The following is a 5872-nucleotide window of genomic DNA, read 5'->3' as shown; positions in this document are numbered from 1 at the left end:
TAACCGCAACCAGGCATGAGGACCGAGCTTCGCTTCACCGACACCAACGCGGCCTCCGATTCCAAGGGCCGCACCTGGGGGCTGGAGGGAAATCTCTTCTGGTATCTCGTGGGAGGCGTCGGCGCAGGCATCACGCTGTTCTTCCTCATGTTTCTGGGCTTCAAAGCCACGTTGTTCGCGTCATTCGTGGTCGCGGTCGTGCCGATGATGCTTTGCCTCGCCTACATCTTTGGCCTGCGCCAAGGCAAACCTCCCGGTTACGACCGCGACTGTCTCCAATACGTCCTGAGCGGACGCGGCTTCGGCCCCGAAGCCGACCGCGTCCGCCTTCCCAAACATCCCGTTTCAGGAACCTGACCCATGACACCCGAGGAACAACAGCGAGAAATGCTCAGGAATCTCGACCAGACGGAGCACGTCTTGCGCGAGAACCTGGCCGCACCAGGACTCGATGGAACTGCCCGCGCCCACATGGAGATTGCGCTCGCGCATACTCGGGAGGCGGCGTCTGCCTTCAAGAGCGGCCACGGCCGGACAGTGATGGAAGTCGTGCAGGAACACGATGTGTTTGCACGGCGGCTTCATCAGGTTCTTCAAAGATCGGTTCAGCAATTCTGTCCCGACGAGAGGAAAGCTGGTGAAACGAAACCGGTCGATCAAGCGGCGGCGGACGGGACGACGATGACGGGGCAAGCTCGTCACCAGCACCTCGACAACTTGGAAAAGGCGGAAGCTGGCCTGCGCTCGAACCTCCACATGCACTGCGTGAGCGAAACCGTCCGGGCGCACATGGAGCGGGGCTTGAGCCATGTCCACGAGAGTTACATCGCCGTTAATGGAGCCGGAAGAGCGAGGACGGTGCATCAGTTGGTCGAGCATTTGGAAAAGGTGGAACTGCTGTTCAACAAGCTCAGGCATCGCTCAGAGCAAGGCATCGTCCCAATCAAAATTCGTCTCTGAACCAAAGGCTCGCAACACCATTCTGATTATGAGCAATCAACGAATCCTTGATCAACTGAGGGACGCGGAATCGGCGCTACGCGAAAATCTTCACCGCCACGACCTCGACCCGACGGCGCGCACCCACATGGAGCGGGCGCTGAACCACACCTCGGAGGCTTATGTCGCGACCAACGAGATCGGCAAGGCCCGATCCGTTCAGCGGCTCGTCGGCGATTTGGAAAAGGTGGAGCAAATCCTGGCGAAAGTTCACCGGCAACCGCCGCCCGGTGTTGTTGTGAAATCCATTCACGTCTGACCTATGTTCGAGCGCGCACCCAACGGTTTCTTAGTCCGCGATTTGGTGGTCTTCAACCATCTGCGGCGCGGCGGCTACGTGGCGAAGGGTTTCGTCTTCGAGGCTCCTGACCTGACAAACAGCCCCATCGCCGACCTGAACGATTTCCAAGAACAACTCTGTCTCCTGCTGGCCTCACTCCACGAGAACCAGCGGCTTCAAGTGCAGTACTTCTGCGATTCCGACTACAAGGGGGAACTGCTCAGGTACCAGCAGGAGACGGAACGCTTTTCCAACGTCTGGACGAAACGCGCCCGCAACGAACGCTTCACGCGCTACTGGCAGGCCATGTCCGAACGGCGGCTTCGGCGGCAGCGGGTCATCTTCTACATCTCTCGCTCGTTGGACAGTGCGACCAACAGTTTTCAGACGGCAGGCGCGCGTCGCGATTACTACAACACACTGCTCGACCAGCTTCAGACCGAGTTCGAGCACGTTCATCGGTTGCTGCTCGAAATTTTCGCGTCCGCCGGCAGCCGTGTTCTGCCGATGGGCAACCGCGACCATTTCCGTCACTACAAGCAGTTCCTCAATCCGTCGCTCAATGAACGGTTCGACTACGACATCGCTGATGGATTCGAGCCGGAGCTTTCGATTCAAGAAAACTGCTGGCACTCGGAAGGCAACGCTCAATCCGATTCCGGTTTCTTCATGGATGGGCACTATCATGCGCTCATCGTCCTGACCCGCTGGCCGCGCACGACCTATCCGGGAATCATCCAGCGCCTCACCAATCTCCAGCTCCTTGTTTACACCATCACGGTCAACGTGGACCCGCTCCCCATCACGCGGGAAATCAACAAGGAGGAAAAGGAGCACGACCGCGTGGCCGGTGACTACGCCAGCGAGAAGAAGATTTCACTGCTCACGGTGATGGAGAAGAAGCAGAAGAAAATCCACGCGTTGATGCAGGGCCAGACCATTCCGTTTCACGCCATGTTTGTGATTCGCGTGTGGGACAAGACGAAGGACGGCCTAAATGCCAAGGCTGGGGCGATCAAGAACGCGGTAAACTCGATGAATACAGCTCAGTACTTCGAGAGTAACCTGGCCAGCACGTCGAAGAACCTGTTCTTCCAGACCTGGCCCGGCTGGACATGGGGCCGCTACGACCACCGCAAACTCTACGCCGAACATCGTTACCTCGCCGACATGCTGCCGGTGACGAGCACGTTCACGGGACACCTGGCCACCGCCGAAGCCATCTATGAAGGGCCGGGCAGCAACCTTATCGGCATCGAAACCTTTTCCGGCCAGGATGAAAACAAGTCACCGCAACACGCAGTGCTGCTCGGCATGTCCGGCGCGGGAAAGTCCGTCACCGTCTGCGACCTGCTCACGCAAACCGAGGGTTACTTCGGCTACACCGTGATCATCGAGGAAGGACTCAGCTACGGCATCTACACGCAGACCGTGGACGAGGACGCGCGTCCCATCATCATTCATCCCGATGGCGACCTGACGATCAATTATCTCGATACCAAAGGGCTTCCGCTCACGCCCGACCATCTCTCCGCCGCGACCGCGCTGGTCGCGCGCATGATTGGCACCAGTTCGCAGGAGGACAAACAGATGCTCCGCCAGGCGCAGATCGCCAAGTACATCAACCTGCTTTACGAGGACTCGTTTCAAGACTGGCAGAAGAAGCGGCACGATGAGTTGTTCCACATCGCGCGCCACGCGCTGGCGTTGCAGAAATTCCGCGCCGAACGGATGCCGCCCGGCGCGACGACCCTCGAAACTTTTGCGGACTTCCGCGACCAGTCGGGATCTGGACCCATACCGTCCCAGGCAGGATTCACCTTCAACGAGTGGGGGCAGGATTGCCTCGCCCATTTCGATGAGGGGACCGTCCTGAAATTCCTGAAAGACCCCAAGACCAGCAAGGAAGTCCGCAATCTTGCTTTCGCCCATTTCGCGCCGGGCGATTTCCCGACCCATCGGATGCTTCAGGAATTGATGATGCTCGACCCGATGGGCGCGGAGCGTGATCAAATCATGGAGATTGCCACGCTGCTCCTGCCGTGGTGTCGCGATGGCAACTACGGCTGCCTGTTCGACGGCACGAGCAACCTCTCGCTCACCGGCAAGATTGCCCACTTCGAGCTGGGCTACATCCCCGAATCGGCGAAGGAGCTGAAGGCTGCGGCCGGCTTCCTCATCACGAACCACGCGCGCAAGCACATCATGACGTTGCCGCGCGCGATTCGGAAACGGAACGTCTATGAGGAAGTCGCCCGCTTCCTCGACATCCCCGGCGGACAGGAAATCGTGCAGGAAAGCTACGCCCAGCTTCGGAAGTTCAATTGCTGGAACATCTCCATTGTTCAGCAATACGCGCGGTTCAAACAGTCGCGCATCCGTTCCGCCGTGTTCGGGAACAGCCGCCAGTTCTTCATCATGCGGCAGAACGACCGCGCTGACCTGGACGACATGGGCAAGGACATTTCACTGCCCGAGGTCACGCAGCACGCGATTCTGAACTACCCGCTGCCCGACCATCAAGCGGGGCAGAAGTATTCGCCCTTCACGTACCTGCACACCGACTCGACGCGTAACCTGTGCGGAACCGTCCATAACGTCGGCTCTCCTGAACTGCTCTACTGCTCGTCATCCAGCGGCGAGCACTTCGACAAACGCGCCCGCGAGCTGCGGGCGAGCACCAGCATCGTCGAAGGAATCATCGCCCACGCCAACCGTCCTTCCAAACTCACCCAAGAACTCACCACTTCCCGTCTATGAAAACTCCCGTCCTCCTACTCGCCCGTTTCGTTCCCCTTGCGGCTGCCGCATCGCTCATCGTTGGTTGCGCCGCCACGCGTCCGCTCGGTGACACCGTGCTGGGTGCGGGCGGCGCGTACCTCGGCCACGAACTGTCTGATGGAAATCCCGTGGCCACTGCCGCCGGCGCGGCGGGTGGCGTGCTTATCAGCGAGGGGCTTCACTTTGCTGCGAAGAAGCAGTCTGAGAAAGCCTACCTGACCGGCTACGAGAAGGGCCGCAGCGATGCGGTGAGACAGCAATACTGGCTTTACGTGTCCATGCAGCGCGCCCGCAACCGCACGGACAACGTCCGTCTTTTTGAAGTGACGCTCCCCGAACAACGCATTGATGGCGTCATCTTCAAATCCACCACCAAACAACTCCGCATCGAAGAGTAGAGAAAGGAAACACCATGAAAAGAATCATCGTACTCACACTGATCACATTGAGCATCGCGTTCTCAGCGCGGGCACAGTGGGTCGTTTATGACCCGGCCAACACGGTTCAGTCAGTCATCAATACCGCGCAGGAAGTCGCGCAAATGGTCACACAGATTAACAACCAGGTTCGGCAAATCCAGCAGCTCACCGACCAATTGAACGAGTTCAAGCACTACGAAGATCTGTTCGGTGACCCCGGTCGTGTTGTCGTCGCGACCATCACGCCGCTTGTCAACGATCTCAAGAAAACGGAAGTCGGCCAGACGCTCACCACGCTGGAAGGCGCCGTCGATGCCGGACAAGCCATGCTCTACGACGCGAACGGTTTGTTCCGCAGCGTCGGCAAAGAATTCACCACGCCCGGCGGTCAAAAGGTGAAGCGGCAGGAAGCGGAATATCTGCCTGTCGCCGCCGTCCAGAAAACGACGGATAACTATCTTGCCGTTTTAACCGACGCGACCGCGCGTCGCGTCGCGTTGAAGCAACAAATCGCCGCGACCACCGAGCAGCTCAAGGCGGCGAAGTCGGATGCAGAGGTGCAAAAGTTGACCGGCGTCCTCATTGGACTCTCCGCCGCGTTGGAAAGCACCGATCACGAAGTCAGCCAGGCCACCGCGTCCGCCGTCGTGCAGGACATTGCGAACCGCGCCGACGCCCAGCGCCAGCTTCAAGCGCGCAAGGAGCAGCAACACGCGGAGTACACCGAAGCCGTGGAGAAATACGGCCAGACGTTTCGTCTCCTCACGGACCCGGCGAAATTCCCCATCAAGTAACCGATTATGGCCTCGTTCGAGAGCATCTTCCCCACGTTCTTGCAGAAGTGCGCCGACCTGCACGACCTGCTGCTCGTCGTGGCCTTCATGCTGTTCATCGTGGGCGTGATTCTGCGCGTCACGCACGGTTTCACGCCCAAGAGCATGACGATGTTCATGGTGCGACTGCTCATCCTCACGGCGCTGCTCGTGTTCCTGCCCGCGTGGGGCAACCAGCTTCAGGACACGGTGAAGACCTCCATCCTCGACGGTCTGGGGGTGAACCCGGCGGATGTGCAGGATCAGTATAACAAACTGCTCGTCATCAAACGCGACAATGCGGCAGACCGTTCCTGGTGGGACATTCTCTCGGACTTCAACGGGTTCACCGTCGAGATTCTGATTTCCGGGCTGCTCATACTCGTCGGCCAGGCCGCGTCGTTGCTCCTGTTCTGGGCCTACGTGTTCCAGAAAGTGATTCTGCATCTTGGCTATGCTCTGTCCCCGCTGCTCATCGGCTTCATGGCCATTCAAGCCATGCGCGGTGTGGGGACTCGCTACCTGATGAACTTGGTCGGCGTGCTGCTCTGGCCGCTGGGCTGGGCCGTCGCGGCGTTGGT

At 59.2% G+C, this 5872-nt stretch carries 7 protein-coding genes; all 7 read left to right on the top strand.

Going from position 1 to position 5872, the window contains the following annotated elements; genetic code table 11:
- The first annotated feature begins 15 nt into the window (after positions 1-15).
- Positions 16-357 carry a hypothetical protein gene (locus tag JNN07_09860; GenBank protein ID MBL9168034.1) on the top strand — a complete coding sequence of 114 codons (342 nt, stop codon included), beginning with the start codon at positions 16-18 and terminating at the stop codon, positions 355-357.
- Between the two features lie 3 nt (positions 358-360).
- A complete protein-coding gene (locus JNN07_09855; GenBank protein ID MBL9168033.1) occupies positions 361-960 on the top strand; it encodes a hypothetical protein in 600 nt (199 codons plus the stop codon).
- Between the two features lie 28 nt (positions 961-988).
- Positions 989-1258 (top strand): hypothetical protein, encoded by a 270-nt coding sequence (locus JNN07_09850; GenBank protein ID MBL9168032.1) that lies wholly within the window; start codon positions 989-991, stop codon positions 1256-1258.
- A 3-nt stretch (positions 1259-1261) separates the two neighbouring features.
- The gene (locus JNN07_09845) at positions 1262-4039 is read left to right on the top strand and encodes a TraC family protein (GenBank protein MBL9168031.1); all 2778 of its coding nucleotides are present in this window, start codon (positions 1262-1264) and stop codon (positions 4037-4039) included.
- Positions 4036-4458 (top strand): hypothetical protein, encoded by a 423-nt coding sequence (locus JNN07_09840; protein ID MBL9168030.1) that lies wholly within the window; start codon positions 4036-4038, stop codon positions 4456-4458. The genes JNN07_09845 and JNN07_09840 overlap by 4 nt, the downstream gene beginning before the upstream one ends.
- A gap of 14 nt (positions 4459-4472) precedes the next feature.
- Positions 4473-5273: a DUF4141 domain-containing protein gene (locus JNN07_09835; GenBank protein MBL9168029.1), complete on the top strand. Its 801-nt coding sequence runs from the start codon at positions 4473-4475 to the stop codon at positions 5271-5273.
- A gap of 6 nt (positions 5274-5279) precedes the next feature.
- Positions 5280-5872, top strand: a 593-nt coding sequence (locus tag JNN07_09830) for a hypothetical protein (GenBank protein ID MBL9168028.1), incomplete at its 3' end; no start/stop codon positions are given.

It is taken from the genome of Verrucomicrobiales bacterium (assembly GCA_016793885.1).
In the GTDB taxonomy this organism is placed as follows: Bacteria; Verrucomicrobiota; Verrucomicrobiia; order Limisphaerales; family UBA11320; genus UBA11320.
This window is presented reverse-complemented; position numbering and strand designations above follow the sequence as displayed.

Coding starts and splice junctions, on each gene's coding strand:
- JNN07_09860 (MBL9168034.1), top strand. CDS start 16: ATGAGGACCGAGCTTCGCTTCACCGACACCAACGCGGCCTCCGATTCC.
- JNN07_09855 (MBL9168033.1), top strand. CDS start 361: ATGACACCCGAGGAACAACAGCGAGAAATGCTCAGGAATCTCGACCAG.
- JNN07_09850 (MBL9168032.1), top strand. CDS start 989: ATGAGCAATCAACGAATCCTTGATCAACTGAGGGACGCGGAATCGGCG.
- JNN07_09845 (MBL9168031.1), top strand. CDS start 1,262: ATGTTCGAGCGCGCACCCAACGGTTTCTTAGTCCGCGATTTGGTGGTC.
- JNN07_09840 (MBL9168030.1), top strand. CDS start 4,036: ATGAAAACTCCCGTCCTCCTACTCGCCCGTTTCGTTCCCCTTGCGGCT.
- JNN07_09835 (MBL9168029.1), top strand. CDS start 4,473: ATGAAAAGAATCATCGTACTCACACTGATCACATTGAGCATCGCGTTC.